The sequence below is a fragment of the Pseudomonas sp. NBRC 111140 genome, assembly GCF_001320885.1.
In the GTDB taxonomy this organism is placed as follows: Bacteria; Pseudomonadota; Gammaproteobacteria; order Pseudomonadales; family Pseudomonadaceae; genus Aquipseudomonas; species Aquipseudomonas putida_P.
Genome location: NZ_BCBQ01000003.1, coordinates 131,942 through 146,924 on the forward strand (window position 1 = coordinate 131,942; position 14,983 = coordinate 146,924).

Sequence of the window (14,983 nt, forward strand, 5' to 3'; positions counted from 1 at the left end):
TTTTCAATTGGAGGCGCGCCGGGCACGCCAGGCCACAAATCTGCATGGGAAATGCGTTGACTGGCAAGCCGAGCCTTCAGAACAGGTACTGCATCACTCGAAACCGAACAACGCCTGCGCGGTATCCAGCAACAAGGCCCGGCGCAACTGCGCCGAACAGCCCAGGGCGTCGAACTGCTCGACAGCGGTGCCGAAACTCACTGCCGATTCATGCTGGGTATGCGGCCAGTCACTGCCCCACATCAACCGCTGCGCCCCGTAATGGGCTTCCAGCGCGCATAGCGTCTGACGGGCGAATGAAAGGTTTTCCTCGGGCGAACCTTCCAGCCGATAGATGCCAGACACCTTCACCCAGACCTTGCCCCGTCCGCCCAGGGTCAGCAGCTCGGCGAACCCCGGCTGGCCGAGGCCACGGCGGGCATCGGGCCGGCCAAAATGGTCGATCACGATGTCCAGCCCATAGGGTTCGAGGGCCCGCACCAACGCCGGTATGTCGGCCACTTGCCGATGCAGCTCCAGGTGCCAGCCCTGCTCGCCAATGCGCTCCAACATAGGCCGCCATTCGGCGCCGGTCAGGTCAGGCAAGGCCTGCCCCATGAGGTTCAAGCGCACACCCCTCACGCCCAACCTTGCCATTTCGTCCAGGCTCGCCCGTTCGACATTTCGCTCCAGCATCACCACCCCGCGCAATTGCCCCGGCACGGTCTGCAAGGCACTGAGCAGGTAACGATTGTCGGTACCGAGGAAGCTGGGCTGAACCAGCACGCCATGGCTGAAACCATGGGCCAGCAACTGGCCCAGGTAGTCGCCCAGCGGCGCATCGTAGCTGGGCGCGTAACGCCGCACGCTGGCCAGGTTCAACCCACGGCTGAATACGTGGGCGTGGCTGTCGATGGCAGTCAGGTGTAAAGCAGGAGCGTCGGGCATGGTTCTCATACAAACAAGGTCAGGTTACTTGGCAGCAGCACCGGCCATTTCCGGCGCGGGTGCAGATTCAAGGTTACGGCCACGGGTTTCCGGCAGGCACAGGGCAGCGATCACCGCCACGCCATAGGCAATGCCAGCATCGATGCCAATGGCACTGCCCAGCGACATCGACTCACTCATGTGGCCGACCAGGAACGGGAATACCGCCGACAGCACGCGGCCAAAGTTGTAGCAAAAGCCCACCCCGGCCCCGCGCACATCAGCTGGGTACAGTTCATTGAAGAACGCGCCCAGGCTGGCCGGGATGCCGGCAGCGAAGAAGCCCAGCGGGAAGCCGAGGAACAGCATCTGGGTATTGGTCAGCGGGAAGAACACATAGGCCTGCACGGTCAGCACGCAGCACAGCGCGAACAGCAGGATGTTCTTGCGGCGCCCAATGCGGTCGATCAGCAGGCCACTGACCACGCAGCCGCACCAGAAGGCCAGGATGATCACCGCCAGGTAACCGCCGGAGTTCAGCACTGAAAGGTTGCGTTCGGTTTTGAGGAAGGTCGGCAACCAGGTCATCACCGCGTGGTAGCCACCGTGAGCACCCAGGCCGAGCAAGCCGCCCAGCAGGGTCACGCGCAGCAGTTCCGGGCGGAAGATGCCAGCCATCGACTGCAGGAAGCTGGTGGGGATGGCGTTTTCTTTCTGCAGGCGCTGGAAGCTGTCCGGCTCGGGCACATTGCGGCGTACCCAGATGATCAGCAGTGACGGCAGCAGGCCGACGAAGAACATGACCCGCCAGGCGAACTCCTGCGGCACCAGCGAGTAGATCAACGTGAACAGCGCCACCGCCAGGCCCCAACCCACGGCCCAGGCGCTCTGCACCGTGCCCATGACCTTGCCACGATATTTCGGGTTGATGGTTTCGGCCATCAACACCGCGCCGGCCGCCCATTCGCCACCGATGCCGAAGCCTTGCATGGCCTTGACGAACAGCAGCGGGTAAAAGCCAGTGACGAATGCCGAGAGGAAGGTGAAGAAGGAGAACCAGAGAATCATCCATTGCAGGGTTCGCACACGGCCGTAACGGTCGGACAGCGTGCCGCCCAGCCAGCCACCGATTGCCGAGGTCACCAGGGTCAGGCCACTGATCAGGCCGGCATCGCCCTTGCTCAGGGAGAACGCAGCGATCAACGCAGGGATAGCCAGGCCGAACATCTGCACTTCAAGCGCATCGAGCGACCAACCGCCGAAGCAGGCCCAGAACGTCTTGCGTTCCCGTGAAGTGATCTGGCGATACCAACTGAACATGATTGTTATCCTTCTAGTGTGTTGCGGGCAGGCGAAGCCACTGCGCCGTGGCAAAGCGGCGCAGACGGGTAACGGGGGTGAAGCGGCCGGCTTAGCGGATGTCGATGCGGTAGCGGAAGTGCTGCGCATGGCCGCGCGAGCGGCGCCATTCCAGCGGCTGGCCGGCGTAGTCACGGGCCAGGCGCTCGATCACCACCACCGGGCTGTCGACTGGTAGTTGCAATAGGCGGCCATGCACCGCGTCGACCGCTTCGGCAGTCAGGGTCTCTTCGGCGTAGGCGACTACCTGGCCGCACAATTCTTCGTAGATCGGGTACAGCAGCGGGCCCTTGCTGTTCAACTCCACATCCAGCAACGGCTGGAAGGTCTGGCGCGGCAGCCAGATTTCCTCCGCCAGCACGGGCTGGGCGCCAAGCAGACGGGTACGAACGATGCGGATCACATCGGTTTCGAGCGCCAGGCCCAGGGCCTCAGCCACCGCCGATGGCGCCGCCAGCGGCTCGATGGACAGGATGCGGCTTTCTGGCACCACGCGCTCGCCATTGGCAGCCTCGAAGCGGAAGAAGCGAAACAGCGAAGACTGGAACTGTGGGCGGCGGATAAAAGTGCCGCGGCCCTGCTGGCGCTCCAGCACGCCTTCGGCCACCAGCACATCGACGGCCTTGCGCACGGTGCCGACCGACATATCGAATTCGGAAGCCAAGGCTGCTTCGGTCGGGATCGCTTCGCCGGGCCGCCAGCGGTTGTTGGCGATCTGATCGACCATGTGGTCGCGCAGTTGTTGGTAGCGGGGCAGTCGAGCATCACCGGTCAATGGGTGCATGGGTCTCGCTCTCGTCTTGTTATATAAACATATATATGAATTTTTCGTGAGTATTCCCCGTGACATACGGGTTGTCAATCCTCCGCCTGTCGCCAGGCACCGCGCCTGGCTTATGCTTGTGCCTGGGAACACCAGAACAACAAGGACGTGGCAATGCTCGCCGCCATCAAACGCTACCCGCACACCGTACGCCTGCTGCTGCTCACCACCTTCAGCCTAACCGTCGCCCGCGCCCTCACCCTGCCCTACCTGGTGGTGTACCTGGCCGACAACTTTCAGCTGCCGATCAGCCAGATCGGCCTGCTGATCGGCGGCGCGCTGATCATTGCCTCGCTGCTGAGCCTGTATGGCGGCCATCTGGTCGACACCTTGCGCAACCACACGCTGGTCAGCGCCAGCACGCTGCTGTTCGCCCTGGCCTTCATCGGCGCGGTCGCCAGCCGTTCGGCGCTGTTGTTCTTCTTGTGCCTGGTGCTGATCAACCTGGCCCTGGCAGTGGTCGACATCGCCGCCAAGGCGGGCTTCTGCGCGTTGCTGCCGGTGGAGGAGCGGGCCGAGGTGTTCGCCATCAAGTACACCCTCAGCAACGTCGGCTACGCCGCCGGCCCGCTGTTGGGCGTGGCCATGCTGGAGCTGAACGACCATCTGCCGTTCATCGCCTCTGCCGTGCTTGGCCTGGTCATGTGCGTGGCTTACTGGCGCCTTGGCGACCGCAGCCTGCAGGCCAGCGCACCCGAAAAGCCTGCGGCCGGCTTCGGCCAGGTGGCGCTGGGGCTGGCGCGTGATCGCCGGCTGGTGTGCTTCACCCTGGGCGGGGTGCTCAGCGCGGTGGTGTTCGGCCAGTTCACCGCCTACCTGTCCCAGTACCTGGTGGTAACCAGCAGCCCGGCCGAAGCGGCGCGCCTGGTCGGCTACCTGGTGACCACCAACGCGGTGACGGTGATTGCCCTGCAGTACCTGATTGGTCGCCGCATCAGCCGCCAGCGCCTGATGCCCTGGCTGCTGGCCGGCATGGGCCTGTTCATTGCCGGGCTGCTGGGTTTCGCGCTGGCCGGCTCGGTACTGGCCTGGTGCCTGGCGATGCTTGTGTTCACCCTGGGCGAGATCATCGTGATCCCGGCCGAGTACATGTTCATCGACCTGATCGCACCGGAACACTTGCGCGGGGTGTATTACGGTGCGCAGAACCTGTCCAACCTGGGGGCGGCGCTGGGGCCGGTGATGGTGGGGTTCGCCCTGGTGCATCTGTGGCCGGGGGCGATCTTCTACCTGCTGGTGTTGTCGGTGATACTGGCGGGCGTGTTTTATGGGATGGGCACCCGAAAAGATTGATGTTTTGTTTCAGATCAATCACGCGCAAGCTCAGGCCTACAACCATCGTCTGCGCTGACGAAGCGGCACCTGCGTGCCAGACTGATTGATCGGGACCGCGTTACCTTTTTTGCTTCGGAGTCTTCATGTCGTTGTCCAGCGGGCTGATCGCCGTGGTCGCCCTGGCCTATATGGCCATCATGTTCGCCATCGCCTTCTATGGCGACCGCCGCAGCACGCCGTTGCCGCCGAAGCTGCGTGCCTGGGTGTACAGCCTGTCGCTGGCCGTGTACTGCACCAGCTGGACCTTCTTCGGCGCCGTCGGCCAGGCCGCCGAACAGCTCTGGGCGTTCCTGCCCATCTACCTGGGCCCGGTGCTGCTGCTGATCTTCGCGCCTTGGGTGCTGCAGAAGATGGTGCTGATCAGCAAACAGCAGAACATCACCTCGATCGCCGACTTCATCGCCGCGCGCTATGGCAAGTCGCAGACACTGGCGGTGGTGGTGGCGCTGATCTGCCTGATCGGCGTGCTGCCGTACATCGCCTTGCAGCTCAAGGGCATCGTGCTGGGCGTGAACCTGCTGATCGGCGCCAACGCTGATGCAACCGGTACCCGCGTGCAGGACACCGCGCTGGTGGTGTCGCTGGTGCTGGCACTGTTCGCCATCGTGTTCGGCACCCGCAGCCTGGACGTGACCGAGCACCACCGTGGCATGGTCCTGGCGATTGCCTTCGAATCGCTGATCAAGCTGCTGGCCTTCCTCGCCGTGGGTATCTTCGTGGTCTTCAACCTGTATGACGGTTTCGACGACCTGTTCAGCCAGGCTCGCCAGTCGATCCACCTGCAGGACTATTGGCAAGAGACCATCAACTGGCCGTCGATGGTGGTGCAAACCGCCGTGGCGATGATGGCGATCATCTGCCTGCCACGGCAGTTCCACGTGACCGTGGTGGAGAATATCGAACCCCAGGACATGCGCCTGGCGCGCTGGGTGTTCCCGATGTACCTGGCACTGGCCGCACTGTTCGTGGTGCCGATTGCCCTGGCCGGGCAGATGCTGCTGCCAGGCACGGTGATCTCCGACTCGTTCGTCATCAGCCTGCCACTGGCCGAGGCACACCCAAGCCTGGCCCTGCTGGCGTTCATCGGCGGCGCCTCGGCGGCCACCGGCATGGTCATCGTCGAGGCCGTGGCGTTGTCGACCATGGTGTCCAACGACATGCTGCTGCCCTGGCTGCTGCGGCGCAACAACGCCGAGCGGCCGTTCGAAGCGTTCCGTCACTGGATGCTTTCGGTACGCCGGGTGACCATCGTCGTGATCCTGCTGCTGGCCTATGTCAGCTATCGCCTGCTGGGCTCTACCGCCAGCCTGGCGACCATCGGCCAGATCGCCTTTGCCGCCGTGACCCAGCTCACCCCCGCCATGCTCGGTGCACTGTACTGGAAGCAGGCCAACCGCCGCGGTGTGTTCGCCGGCCTGGCCGCCGGCATTTTCCTGTGGTTCTACACCTTGGTACTGCCAATTGCCGCGCACAGCCTGGGCTGGTCGCTGCAGCTGTTCCCAGGGTTGGCGTGGCTGCACGGCAACCCGCTGAACCTGCCGATCAGCCCGCTGACCCAGGGCGTGGTGCTGTCACTGGCGGGCAACTTCACCCTGTTCGCCTGGGTTTCGGTGCTGTCGCGCACGCGGGTTTCCGAGCACTGGCAGGCCGGCCGCTTCATCGGCCAGCAAACCAGCGCCCGGCCCAGCAGCAAGCCGCTGCTGGCGGTGCAGATCGACGACTTGCTGACCCTGGCCTCGCGCTTTGTCGGCGAGGAGCGCGCGCGGCAGAGCTTCATCCGTTTCGCCTACCGCCAGGGCAAGGGTTTCAACCCCAACCAGAACGCCGACGGTGACTGGATCGAGCACACGGAACGGTTGCTGGCCGGGGTGCTCGGCACCTCGTCGACCCGCGCCGTGGTCAAGGCCGCCATCGAAGGCCGCGACATGCAACTGGAAGACGTGGTGCGCATCGCCGACGAAGCCAGCGAGGTGCTGCAGTTCAACCGCGCCCTGCTGCAAGGCGCCATCGAAAACATCAACCAGGGCATCAGCGTGGTCGACCAGAACCTGCATCTGGTGGCCTGGAACCGTCGCTATCTGGAGCTGTTCAACTACCCCGACGGGCTGATCAGCGTCGGTCGGCCAATTGCCGATATCATCCGCTACAACGCCGAACGCGGCCTGTGCGGCCCGGGCGAGGCCCAGGTGCATGTGGCGCGTCGTCTGCACTGGATGCGCCAGGGCCGCGCGCACTCCTCCGAGCGGTTGTTCCCCAATGGCCGCGTGATCGAACTGATCGGCAACCCGATGCCGGGCGGCGGCTTTGTCATGAGTTTCACCGACATCACCCCGTTCCGCGAAGCTGAACAAGCCCTGCGCGATTCCAACGAAGGCCTTGAGCAACGAGTAGCTGAGCGCACCCACGAGCTGTCACAACTGAACCAGGCACTGTCCGAAGCCAAAAGCCAGGCCGAAGCGGTAAGCAAGTCCAAGACCCGCTTCCTGGCGGCGGTCAGCCATGACCTGATGCAGCCACTGAACGCCGCCAGGCTGTTCTCCGCTGCCTTGTCGCAGCAGGCCGAGGGCATGAACGAGGAAGCCCAGCAACTGGTGCAACACATGGACAGCTCGCTGCGCTCGGCCGAAGAGCTGATCAGCGACCTGCTGGACATCTCGCGCCTGGAGAACGGCAAGATCACCCCGGATGCCAAACCATTCGCCCTCAACGAACTGTTCGACACCCTGGGCGCCGAATTCAAGTTGCTGGCGGCCGAGAAGGGCCTGGAGTTCCGCCTGCGCGGCAGCCGCCTGCGGGTGGACAGCGACATGAAACTGCTGCGCCGAGTGCTGCAGAACTTCCTCACCAATGCCCTGCGCTACGGCAAGAGCCCGATCCTGCTAGGCGCGCGCCGACAGGGCGAGCGCCTGTGGCTGGAAGTATGGGACCGTGGCCCGGGTATTGCCGACGACAAGCTGCAGGTGATCTTCCAGGAGTTCAAGCGCCTGGACAGCCACCAGACCCGCGCCGAGAAAGGCCTGGGCCTGGGCCTGGCGATCGCCGACGGCCTGTGCCGGGTGCTGGGGCACCCGCTGGAAGTGCGCTCATGGCCGGGCAAGGGCACGGTGTTCCGCGTCAGCGTGCCGATTGCCCGCCAGGCCGCCCCGGTGCCAAGTGCCCCGGTGGAGCAACAAGGCGGCCAGCCACTGGCCGGGCTGCAAGTGCTGTGCGTGGACAACGAAGACAGCATCCTGATTGGCATGAACAGCCTGCTCAGCCGGTGGGGTTGCCAGGTATGGACCGCGCGTAACCAGGCTGAATGCGAAGCCCTGCTGGCCAAAGGCATGCGCCCACACCTGGCGCTGGTGGACTACCACCTGGATGACGGTGAAACCGGCACCGGGCTGATGGGCTGGCTACGGGCGCGCCTGGGTGAACCGGTGCCCGGTGTGGTGATCAGTGCCGACGGCAGCAAGGAAACCATCGCCCTGGTGCATGCATCGGGCCTGGATTACCTGGCCAAGCCGGTGAAGCCAGCAGCCCTGCGCGCCATGCTCAATCGCCATCTGAGCCTGGTTCAGTAACCGCCTCGTCAGGCAGTGCCTCGTCGGACAGCGCCCGCTCCAGCAGGTCTGCCGGCAGGCTCTTGCTGGCCCGGGCGCCCAGCAACTTCAGCTGTTCGCTGCGGCTGACCAGGTTGCCACGCCCTTCGCACAGTTTATTGCGAGCGGCGGCATAGGCCTTGTCCACCTGCTGCAGGCGGTTGCCCAATTCGTCCAGGTCCTGGATGAACAGCACGAACTTGTCGTACAGCCAGCCGGCGCGCTCGGCGATCTCACGGGCGTTCTGGCCCTGGCGCTCCTGCTTCCACAGGCTGTCGATCACGCGCAGGGTGGCAAGCAACGTGGTGGGGCTGACGATCACGATCTGCCGGTCGAAGGCTTCCTGGAACAAGTTCGGCTCGGCCTGCAGGGCTGCCGAGAAGGCCGCCTCGATGGGTACGAACAGCAGCACGAAATCCAGGCTGTGCAGGCCTTCGAGGCGGTTGTAGTCCTTGCTCGACAACCCTTTGACGTGGCTGCGCAGCGACTGCACGTGCTGTTTGAGCGCGGCCTCATCATTGCCGGCAACGAACTGCTGGTACGCGGTAAGGCTGACCTTGGCGTCCACCACCACCTGCTTGTCGCCAGGCAGCATGATCAGCACATCGGGCTGGAAGCGCTCGCCATCGGCGCTCTTGAGGCTGACCTGGGTCTGGTATTCACGGCCTTTTTCCAGGCCGGCATGCTCCAGCACCCGCTCGAGGATCAGCTCGCCCCAGTTACCCTGGGTTTTCTGGCCCTTCAGGGCTTGCGTGAGGTTGGTGGCTTCGTCGGAGAGGCGCAGGTTGAGCTGTTGCAGTCGCTCCAGCTCCTTGCCCAGCGAGAAGCGCTCGCGGGCTTCTTGCTGGTAGCTTTCCTCCACGCGTTTTTCGAAGGACTGGATACGCTCCTTGAGCGGGTCGAGCAACTGGCCGAGGTGCTGCTGGCTGGTCTGGGCGAAGCGCTGCTCGCGCTCGTCGAAAATTTTGGTGGCCATGTCGGCGAACTGGGCGCGCAGCGTGTCACGGGCCTCCTGCAGGTCTTCCAGACGCTGCTGGTGGCTTTCCTGCTGCTCACGCAGTTCGGCCTCAAGGCGGGCGGTTTGCGCTTCCAGCCGGCGCAGTTCGGCTTCACGGTTGGCACGTTCAAGGTGCCAGGCGTGAGCTGCGTCACGGGCGTTGTCGCGGTCTATCTGCAGCAGCTCAAGCTCGCGGCCCTGGGCGGCCAGCTGGGTCTGCTTGACGGTGTTCGCTTCGCTGAGGTCGCTGACTTCGTCGCGGCTGGCGTCCAATTGCGCCTGCAAGCCGGCCTGAGCCAGTTGGGCGGCGTTCAGACGCTCTTCGAGCAAAGCCTGCTCACCTTGCCGCGCGCCCTGGCGGCGCTGCACCTGCATGACCCACCCCAGGCAGGGTAAAGCGCCTGCCACCAAGCCCAGCAGAATGCTGGCCAGATCCACTGTCATGCTTACCCCGAAAGATCCTGGACGATTGATGCGCAGCTTATCAGCCTGAGCACTGTGTTGCCTGTGCGGGCCTGTTCGGGGTCAGCACACCTCAGCCAGGAAACCACTGCCGCAACAGCCGCCGCGCTTCCTGCGACCCCTGCCCTGCCGCAAGCTCCAGCCAATAGCGCGCCTGCTCAGGCTCGTTATGCTGGCACTGCCGCGCGTACTCCAATTGCGCCCGCCGATCCCCTGCACGGGCGGCCTGGCGCAGCAGCTCATGGCCAATGCGCCGGTCGCGGGCGTTGCCACAATCGCGGCACAGCATCTGCCCCAAGCGGCTTTGCGCCACCACCACGCCCTGGCGCGCTGGCTGCTTCAACAGGCGCCCGGCCAGATGCTTGACCTGGGGCTTGTCGCCCAGGCGCGGGCTGTCGAGCAGCCACAAGGCCACTTTCAGGGAAAAGCGTTTGGCGGGAGGCGCAGGTGTCGATGCAGCGGGGCTGGCGAGGTGTTTACCGCGGAACTTCATGAGCAACAGGTTTGGCAACTCGAAAGGCGCGCCACTCTACTCTTTTTTTTTCACCCTGACCTGTCGATTTCTGGAGGATTGAAAAAAAATTTCAATGATCTTTTCTTGACGTTTTCAGGAGGGTGACCACCCGGTCTGTCGGGGCATGTCGATTGTCGGACAGTTCCTTCTATTGCTGGCACGCCCGTGCTAGAGCAAGCGCCCGGGACAATCCACAGTTCCTGTGGATAACTCGGTGGACAACCCTCTCCTATTCCCCGCAAACCCCCGTAAATTGGGGGCTTTGCTCAAACTGACGATTTTTTCACCAGCTAAAAATAGTGTTTTTTTTCATTGACTTAACCATGCAGTCAAGTCATTGGCGAGGTTCTCGAAGCCTGTTGCCAGGCTGTTACAGAGGATGCCCCGAATGTGAACAAGTGCACCATAACCCTCCAATTGAGTGCACGAAAAGGGCACATCGGCCCGCATACGGGCCATTTGCCCCCTCTTCACAGCAGCGAGAATTCGCGCCATACTGCGCGGCTCACCTGAACAAACGTAGTGCTTGCTATACCTGTGCACTTGCGGTAAGGTGCGCCTCGTTAGTACCAAGCTGAAAGTCAATTCTGGCCACAAGCGTCCTTGCAGAACCGCTCCGCCCAAGAGCGACCCTGCTGAAACCAGGACCGGCCCATTCAATGATTCTGTCGCCAGCCTTGCGCTGCTCAAGCACGAATCACATGACAGATTGATCAGGATCCCACCCCGACGGCCTAGAACCTTGGCCCCGGCGTGCTGCCTGCCTTCCGAAGTACCTACCAGTCAGCCCAAGCGCCCACATTTGATTGCGCCCCCTCTGGCTGCCCTGTTCCAGTCAGGTTCGTTCGTCCCTTAATAAAGGCGTCACTGGAACGTTTCTATCATGCACGGATCATATCCCCCGTGTTTAAAGCAGGAACCTCCAACAATATGCAAACTCATCATCAAATTCAGGCTGCCATTGGCACCCTCTCCCAGGCCTTCTCGCCGTTGAAGTGCCTTATCGTTGCCCCACGCAAGGGCAGCTTCAGCTTTACCCTGGTAGACGAACACGGCGTCGCCTGCCACACCGAGCGCCTGTACCCCGAACAGTACAGCCGCAATGAACCGCTGCAGGCGGTGATCGCCCGGACTCGCCAGTCGCTCACCGCGTGAGCGGCGAATACCGCGTCATTCAAGCGCTGAATCATCGAGTCGCAAGCCTGCCTGAACGTTCTTGGCGTAATTGCCTTAGGGCATATAGCGAGAAACGTCAGGCAGCAATCGATTTAAAAACAGCTCTTTACACCACGATTATCACACTACACTTCAACTCGAGCGGTGCTTGCCGCTTCCGGCGGGCCTGATCATTCACCAGCTGCCAAGCTCCAGCGCCCGTCCGGCCCTTACCTGCTCGAGGGCATCATGGGTATCGCGGCGAATGAATTGTGTCTGTATGTGATCCGACCCACCCTGGTCTACCTGAACCGTCACTGCGCCAGCGCCGAAGCCTTGTTGCTGGGCATCGCCGCCAGCCAGTCGGCACTCGGCTCAGCCTTGCATGACCGGCGCGGCCACGGCCTCTACCGTATTGGCGAACATCGTCACCAGGCGCTCTGGGACGATTATCTAGCCCGTGACCCCGACCTCGCCAGCCTGATCCGCGGCCTGGCCAGCCAACACGCCTTCCTGGGTGGCCCGCACTTGGAGCTCACCGTCAACCTGCGCTATTCCACTGCGATTGCCTGGATGCTCATCGAAGAGCAGGCCACCCCACTCCCTGCCGCTGACGACTTGCTTGCACTGGCGCGGATCTGGCGCCAAATTTTCAACCCACAAGGCCGCCTGCGCGACTTCACCCATGCCTGGCATGCCTGCATAGATCAGAAATTGCCACAGGCATCTTGAGACACGTCCTACAACTGAACCGGAAAAAAGGGAATTTTGGTCGGATTGTCCTACAAAACCGCTCTAACTCCTGCGATTGAGCCTATAGCGCGGCGCGTGATTTGTTGGTAGCTTTTCGCCCCGGAGATCCCAAGGAGTTTTCTAATAATGAAAAAAGTAATGCTCAAAACCTCCCTCGGCGTTGCCGTTGCTCTTGCATCCAGCCAACTGCTCGCCAGCGGCTTTGCGCTCAACGAACAGAGCATCAGCAGCATGGGGACAGGTTTCGCGGGACGTTCTTCTTCTGCCGATGATGCCAGCACCGTGTTTGGCAACCCTGCAGGCATGTCCCGCCTCAAACGCGAACAATTCACCGTGGGCGGCGCTGCCGTCATCGCCAAGTCCGATATCTCGGGCCCGGGCAGCAACCTCGGGGGGGAAACCGATGGTGACATGGTGCCTTTCGTTGGCGTACCCATGGGTTACTACGTCAAGCCAATCGATGACCACTGGAGCGTCGGCTTCGGTGTCTATGTACCCTTCGGCCTGGTAACCGACTACGGCAGCGATGATGCCGCACGTTACTGGGGCAAGAAGAGCCACGTCGAGGTAGTCACCTTCCAGCCGACCGTCAGCTACGCCTTCAACGACAAGGTATCTATCGGTTTCGGTCCTACCATCAACCGCATCAAGGGTGAGCTGGGCTCGAGCCTGATCAACCCGTTCACCCCAGGCCGCAACGACGGCGAAGTAAAGATCAAGGGTGACGATACCGCCGTTGGCTACAACATCGGCGTTCTGGTACAGGCCACCGACCGTACCCGCGTCGGCCTGACCTATCACTCGATGGTGGACTACAAGCTCGAGGGCAAGACCCGCGTCAGCACCCCGCTGATCGGGCCATTCAACGGCAACAAGTTCGACGCCAGCTTGAAGATCAAAACGCCTGAGTCCGTCGACCTCTCGGTTACCCATGAGCTGGACGACCAGTGGACCCTGTACGCAGGTAGCACCTGGACGCGCTGGAGCCGCCTGAAAGACATCACCGTGCAGAACGATGTCCCCGCACCGCTGGCAGGCTCGGCATTCCAGACCATTACCGAAGAACAGAACTGGCATGACACCTGGGCTCACGCTATTGGTGCATCGTACAAGGTCAACAAGGAGTGGGTGCTGCGCACCGGCTTCACCGTCGACCAATCGCCAACCAACAACCACGACCGCTCGCCACGCATCCCGACTGGCGACCGTAAAGTGTTCAGCGTGGGTGCTGGCTGGAGCCCGAGCGACGACATGACCATCGACGTTGCCTACTCCTACCTGTGGGAGGAGGACACCAAGGTCAACCAGGTCAGCGCGACCAAGGGCAGCTACCAGGCCAAGTACGAGAACAGCGCTCACGGTATCGGTGCATCCCTCACCTACCGCTTCTGATTCGTACGCGTCACATGAAAAACCGCCCTCGTGGCGGTTTTTTCATGCCTGCACCTGCCAGCGAGCCCCCAGACAGTCGCGCAGGTAGTCCATGAACACCCGCACTTTGGTGGTCATGGCAAAGCGGTCGGCCAGGCACAGGTAGATATCCATCGGCTCGGTCTGGGCATAGGCCTGGCCGCTGTCGCTGAATTCGAAAAGCGGTACGAGCGCACCGGAGGCAAGATGAGGCCGGACAATGAACTCGGCCAGGCGGGCGATGCCACCATCATGCAGTGCCATTTGGGTCAGGGCATCGATATCGTCACTGATCAATACGCTGCCGAACTCCGCGTCAAAACGCAGCCCGTCGCGCACGAAGCCCCAGCGCAGAAACCGCCCATCCACCGGGTAGCGAAACACCAGACACCGGTGAGTGAGCAATGACTCGGGCGTAGCGGGTACACCTGCGCTGTGCAGGTATCCGGGTGAGGCACAGCAAATGAACGGGATGCGGGCAATGTGCCGGGCCAGCAGTTGGTCTTCCAGTTGCGGGGCAATGCGCAGGCTTACGTCGATGTCTTCACGGGCATGGTTTACCCGGCGATCAGTCGTTATCAACTCTATCGAAAGTAGGGGATATCGGGCACTGAATGCGGGTATCAGCGGCGCCAGCACGTGTCGGCCAAAGGCGGACGTCGAGGCGATGCACAGCCGCCCCTGGGGCTCGCTGTCTGGGGTTGTAACCGCCTGTTCGGCCAAGGCCAGGTCACGGTCGATGTGCTTCACGCGCTCGTAATACTGGGTGCCTGCAGGCGTCAAGGCCATGCTGCGTGTGGTGCGGCTCAGCAGGCGTACCCGCAGGTGGCCTTCGAGTCGCGCCAGGTTCTGGCTGACGGCTGCCGGGCTAAGGCCGAGATTACGCGCACCAGCGGCGATGCTGCCAGCCTCGACCACCTTGATGAAACAGCGGATGGCGTTGAGCAGGTCCATGAAACGCTCTTTGATTCGTAGGAATTTCTTTATAAAGAACTCAATAGCGCGGGTCTACAGTTACGTGCCGGAGCATTGCTAACCTGCGCCTCCATTCAACTTTCAGGAGTTCGCATGAGCAACCTGTCCCAGTCGCGCAGCCGACGCAAATTGCACCCGGTCGCCACGCCCTATGTTTTCGCGTTCTACATGTCATCGATCATGGCACTGTTGATGTGCTTCGTGATCACCGCGGCTAATGCCGGGGTGACACCGGAGTATCTGGGCAATGTGCTCAAGGCTTATCAGTTGGCGATGCCAGTGGCGTTTTTGTGTGTGTTGGTGGTCAGGCCGGTGGTGGTGCGATTGGTGGCGATAACGGTGCACGCACAGTAACCCACCCAACCACGGCCCGGCTCTTGATCTTCGCGACTTCAGGAGGCCGAACGCAGGCCTTGCGGAGGGAGGTGACGGGCATGGATGCCCGTCAAGCGCTGGGCCGGATGAGGGGAGCGCAGCGTTTTTTGGTGGGCCTGCCCCGTGACAACAGACGCCAAGAAGCGATACCTACATCGCTATCTTGGAGGTTGTCATGTACCCAACCACCACGCACTTCAGCTACGGCTGTGAAGCGATGGCCTTTTCGATGGCTGCACGGAACGCAGGATCATCCGGTTTGGTCAGGCTGGAGAAGTTACCAATCACCTTCCCCTTACGATCGACAACATACTTGTAGAAATTCCACTTCGGCGCAC

The 14,983-nt window shown here is 62.3% G+C and carries 12 protein-coding genes and 1 pseudogene; 6 read left to right on the forward strand and 7 right to left on the reverse strand.

Features of this window, described 5'->3' with window-relative positions:
- Nucleotides 1-93: 93 nt before the first annotated feature.
- The 3 genes from APH42_RS02025 to APH42_RS02035 form a co-directional block, all read right to left on the reverse strand.
- Nucleotides 94-927 carry an amidohydrolase gene (locus APH42_RS02025; RefSeq protein ID WP_012270977.1) on the reverse strand — a complete coding sequence of 278 codons (834 nt, stop codon included), beginning with the start codon at nt 925-927 and terminating at the stop codon, nt 94-96.
- Between the two features lie 24 nt (nt 928-951).
- Entirely contained in the window at nt 952-2,226 is a 1,275-nt protein-coding gene (locus tag APH42_RS02030; protein ID WP_060492609.1) for an MFS transporter, read from the reverse strand.
- A 91-nt stretch (nt 2,227-2,317) separates the two neighbouring features.
- On the reverse strand, nt 2,318-3,049 hold the full coding sequence (locus APH42_RS02035; protein ID WP_060492610.1) for a GntR family transcriptional regulator: 732 nt from the start codon (nt 3,047-3,049) through the stop codon (nt 2,318-2,320).
- A gap of 153 nt (nt 3,050-3,202) precedes the next feature.
- On the opposite strand from APH42_RS02035, the gene APH42_RS02040 reads away from it, so the two are divergent.
- Both APH42_RS02040 and APH42_RS02045 read left to right on the forward strand, forming a co-directional pair.
- Nucleotides 3,203-4,381, forward strand: a complete 1,179-nt coding sequence (locus tag APH42_RS02040) for an MFS transporter (protein WP_060492611.1) — start codon at nt 3,203-3,205, stop codon at nt 4,379-4,381.
- Nucleotides 4,382-4,506: 125 nt separating this feature from the next.
- Entirely contained in the window at nt 4,507-7,986 is a 3,480-nt protein-coding gene (locus tag APH42_RS02045; protein ID WP_060492612.1) for a PAS domain-containing hybrid sensor histidine kinase/response regulator, read from the forward strand.
- On the opposite strand, the gene rmuC is transcribed toward APH42_RS02045, so the two are convergent.
- A complete protein-coding gene (gene rmuC / locus APH42_RS02050) occupies nt 7,958-9,331 on the reverse strand; it encodes a DNA recombination protein RmuC (RefSeq protein WP_171577275.1) in 1,374 nt (457 codons plus the stop codon). The two genes, APH42_RS02045 and rmuC, sit on opposite strands and share 29 nt — an antisense overlap.
- Before the next feature lie 205 nt (nt 9,332-9,536).
- A complete protein-coding gene (locus tag APH42_RS02055) occupies nt 9,537-9,956 on the reverse strand; it encodes a tetratricopeptide repeat protein (RefSeq protein ID WP_012270971.1) in 420 nt (139 codons plus the stop codon).
- Between the two features lie 951 nt (nt 9,957-10,907).
- On the opposite strand from APH42_RS02055, the gene APH42_RS02060 reads away from it, so the two are divergent.
- From APH42_RS02060 to APH42_RS02070, 3 genes are all read left to right on the forward strand, one after another.
- Nucleotides 10,908-11,132, forward strand: a complete 225-nt coding sequence (locus APH42_RS02060) for a hypothetical protein (RefSeq protein ID WP_009686213.1) — start codon at nt 10,908-10,910, stop codon at nt 11,130-11,132.
- Nucleotides 11,133-11,381: 249 nt separating this feature from the next.
- Nucleotides 11,382-11,864 (forward strand): hypothetical protein, encoded by a 483-nt coding sequence (locus tag APH42_RS02065; RefSeq protein WP_012270970.1) that lies wholly within the window; start codon nt 11,382-11,384, stop codon nt 11,862-11,864.
- A 147-nt stretch (nt 11,865-12,011) separates the two neighbouring features.
- Nucleotides 12,012-13,277: an OmpP1/FadL family transporter gene (locus APH42_RS02070; protein ID WP_012270969.1), complete on the forward strand. Its 1,266-nt coding sequence runs from the start codon at nt 12,012-12,014 to the stop codon at nt 13,275-13,277.
- A gap of 42 nt (nt 13,278-13,319) precedes the next feature.
- Here the strand turns inward: APH42_RS02070 and APH42_RS02075 are convergent, their stop codons facing one another.
- Nucleotides 13,320-14,249: a LysR family transcriptional regulator gene (locus APH42_RS02075; RefSeq protein ID WP_012270968.1), complete on the reverse strand. Its 930-nt coding sequence runs from the start codon at nt 14,247-14,249 to the stop codon at nt 13,320-13,322.
- A 114-nt stretch (nt 14,250-14,363) separates the two neighbouring features.
- Between APH42_RS02075 and APH42_RS02080 the strand changes: the two genes are divergently transcribed.
- Entirely contained in the window at nt 14,364-14,624 is a 261-nt protein-coding gene (locus tag APH42_RS02080; RefSeq protein WP_012270967.1) for a DUF2798 domain-containing protein, read from the forward strand.
- A 222-nt stretch (nt 14,625-14,846) separates the two neighbouring features.
- Here APH42_RS02080 and APH42_RS02085 read toward each other — a convergent pair.
- Nucleotides 14,847-14,983, reverse strand: a pseudogene (locus APH42_RS02085) (glutathione peroxidase); the annotation flags it as partial.

What these genes read in the sequence shown, in the direction of transcription:
- APH42_RS02025 (WP_012270977.1), bottom strand. Translation starts at nt 927, where the DNA reads ATGCCCGACGCTCCTGCTTTACACCTGACTGCCATCGACAGCCACGCC.
- APH42_RS02030 (WP_060492609.1), bottom strand. Translation starts at nt 2,226, where the DNA reads ATGTTCAGTTGGTATCGCCAGATCACTTCACGGGAACGCAAGACGTTC.
- APH42_RS02035 (WP_060492610.1), bottom strand. Translation starts at nt 3,049, where the DNA reads ATGCACCCATTGACCGGTGATGCTCGACTGCCCCGCTACCAACAACTG.
- APH42_RS02040 (WP_060492611.1), top strand. Translation starts at nt 3,203, where the DNA reads ATGCTCGCCGCCATCAAACGCTACCCGCACACCGTACGCCTGCTGCTG.
- APH42_RS02045 (WP_060492612.1), top strand. Translation starts at nt 4,507, where the DNA reads ATGTCGTTGTCCAGCGGGCTGATCGCCGTGGTCGCCCTGGCCTATATG.
- APH42_RS02055 (WP_012270971.1), bottom strand. Translation starts at nt 9,956, where the DNA reads ATGAAGTTCCGCGGTAAACACCTCGCCAGCCCCGCTGCATCGACACCT.
- APH42_RS02060 (WP_009686213.1), top strand. Translation starts at nt 10,908, where the DNA reads ATGCAAACTCATCATCAAATTCAGGCTGCCATTGGCACCCTCTCCCAG.
- APH42_RS02065 (WP_012270970.1), top strand. Translation starts at nt 11,382, where the DNA reads ATGGGTATCGCGGCGAATGAATTGTGTCTGTATGTGATCCGACCCACC.
- APH42_RS02070 (WP_012270969.1), top strand. Translation starts at nt 12,012, where the DNA reads ATGAAAAAAGTAATGCTCAAAACCTCCCTCGGCGTTGCCGTTGCTCTT.
- APH42_RS02075 (WP_012270968.1), bottom strand. Translation starts at nt 14,249, where the DNA reads ATGGACCTGCTCAACGCCATCCGCTGTTTCATCAAGGTGGTCGAGGCT.
- APH42_RS02080 (WP_012270967.1), top strand. Translation starts at nt 14,364, where the DNA reads ATGAGCAACCTGTCCCAGTCGCGCAGCCGACGCAAATTGCACCCGGTC.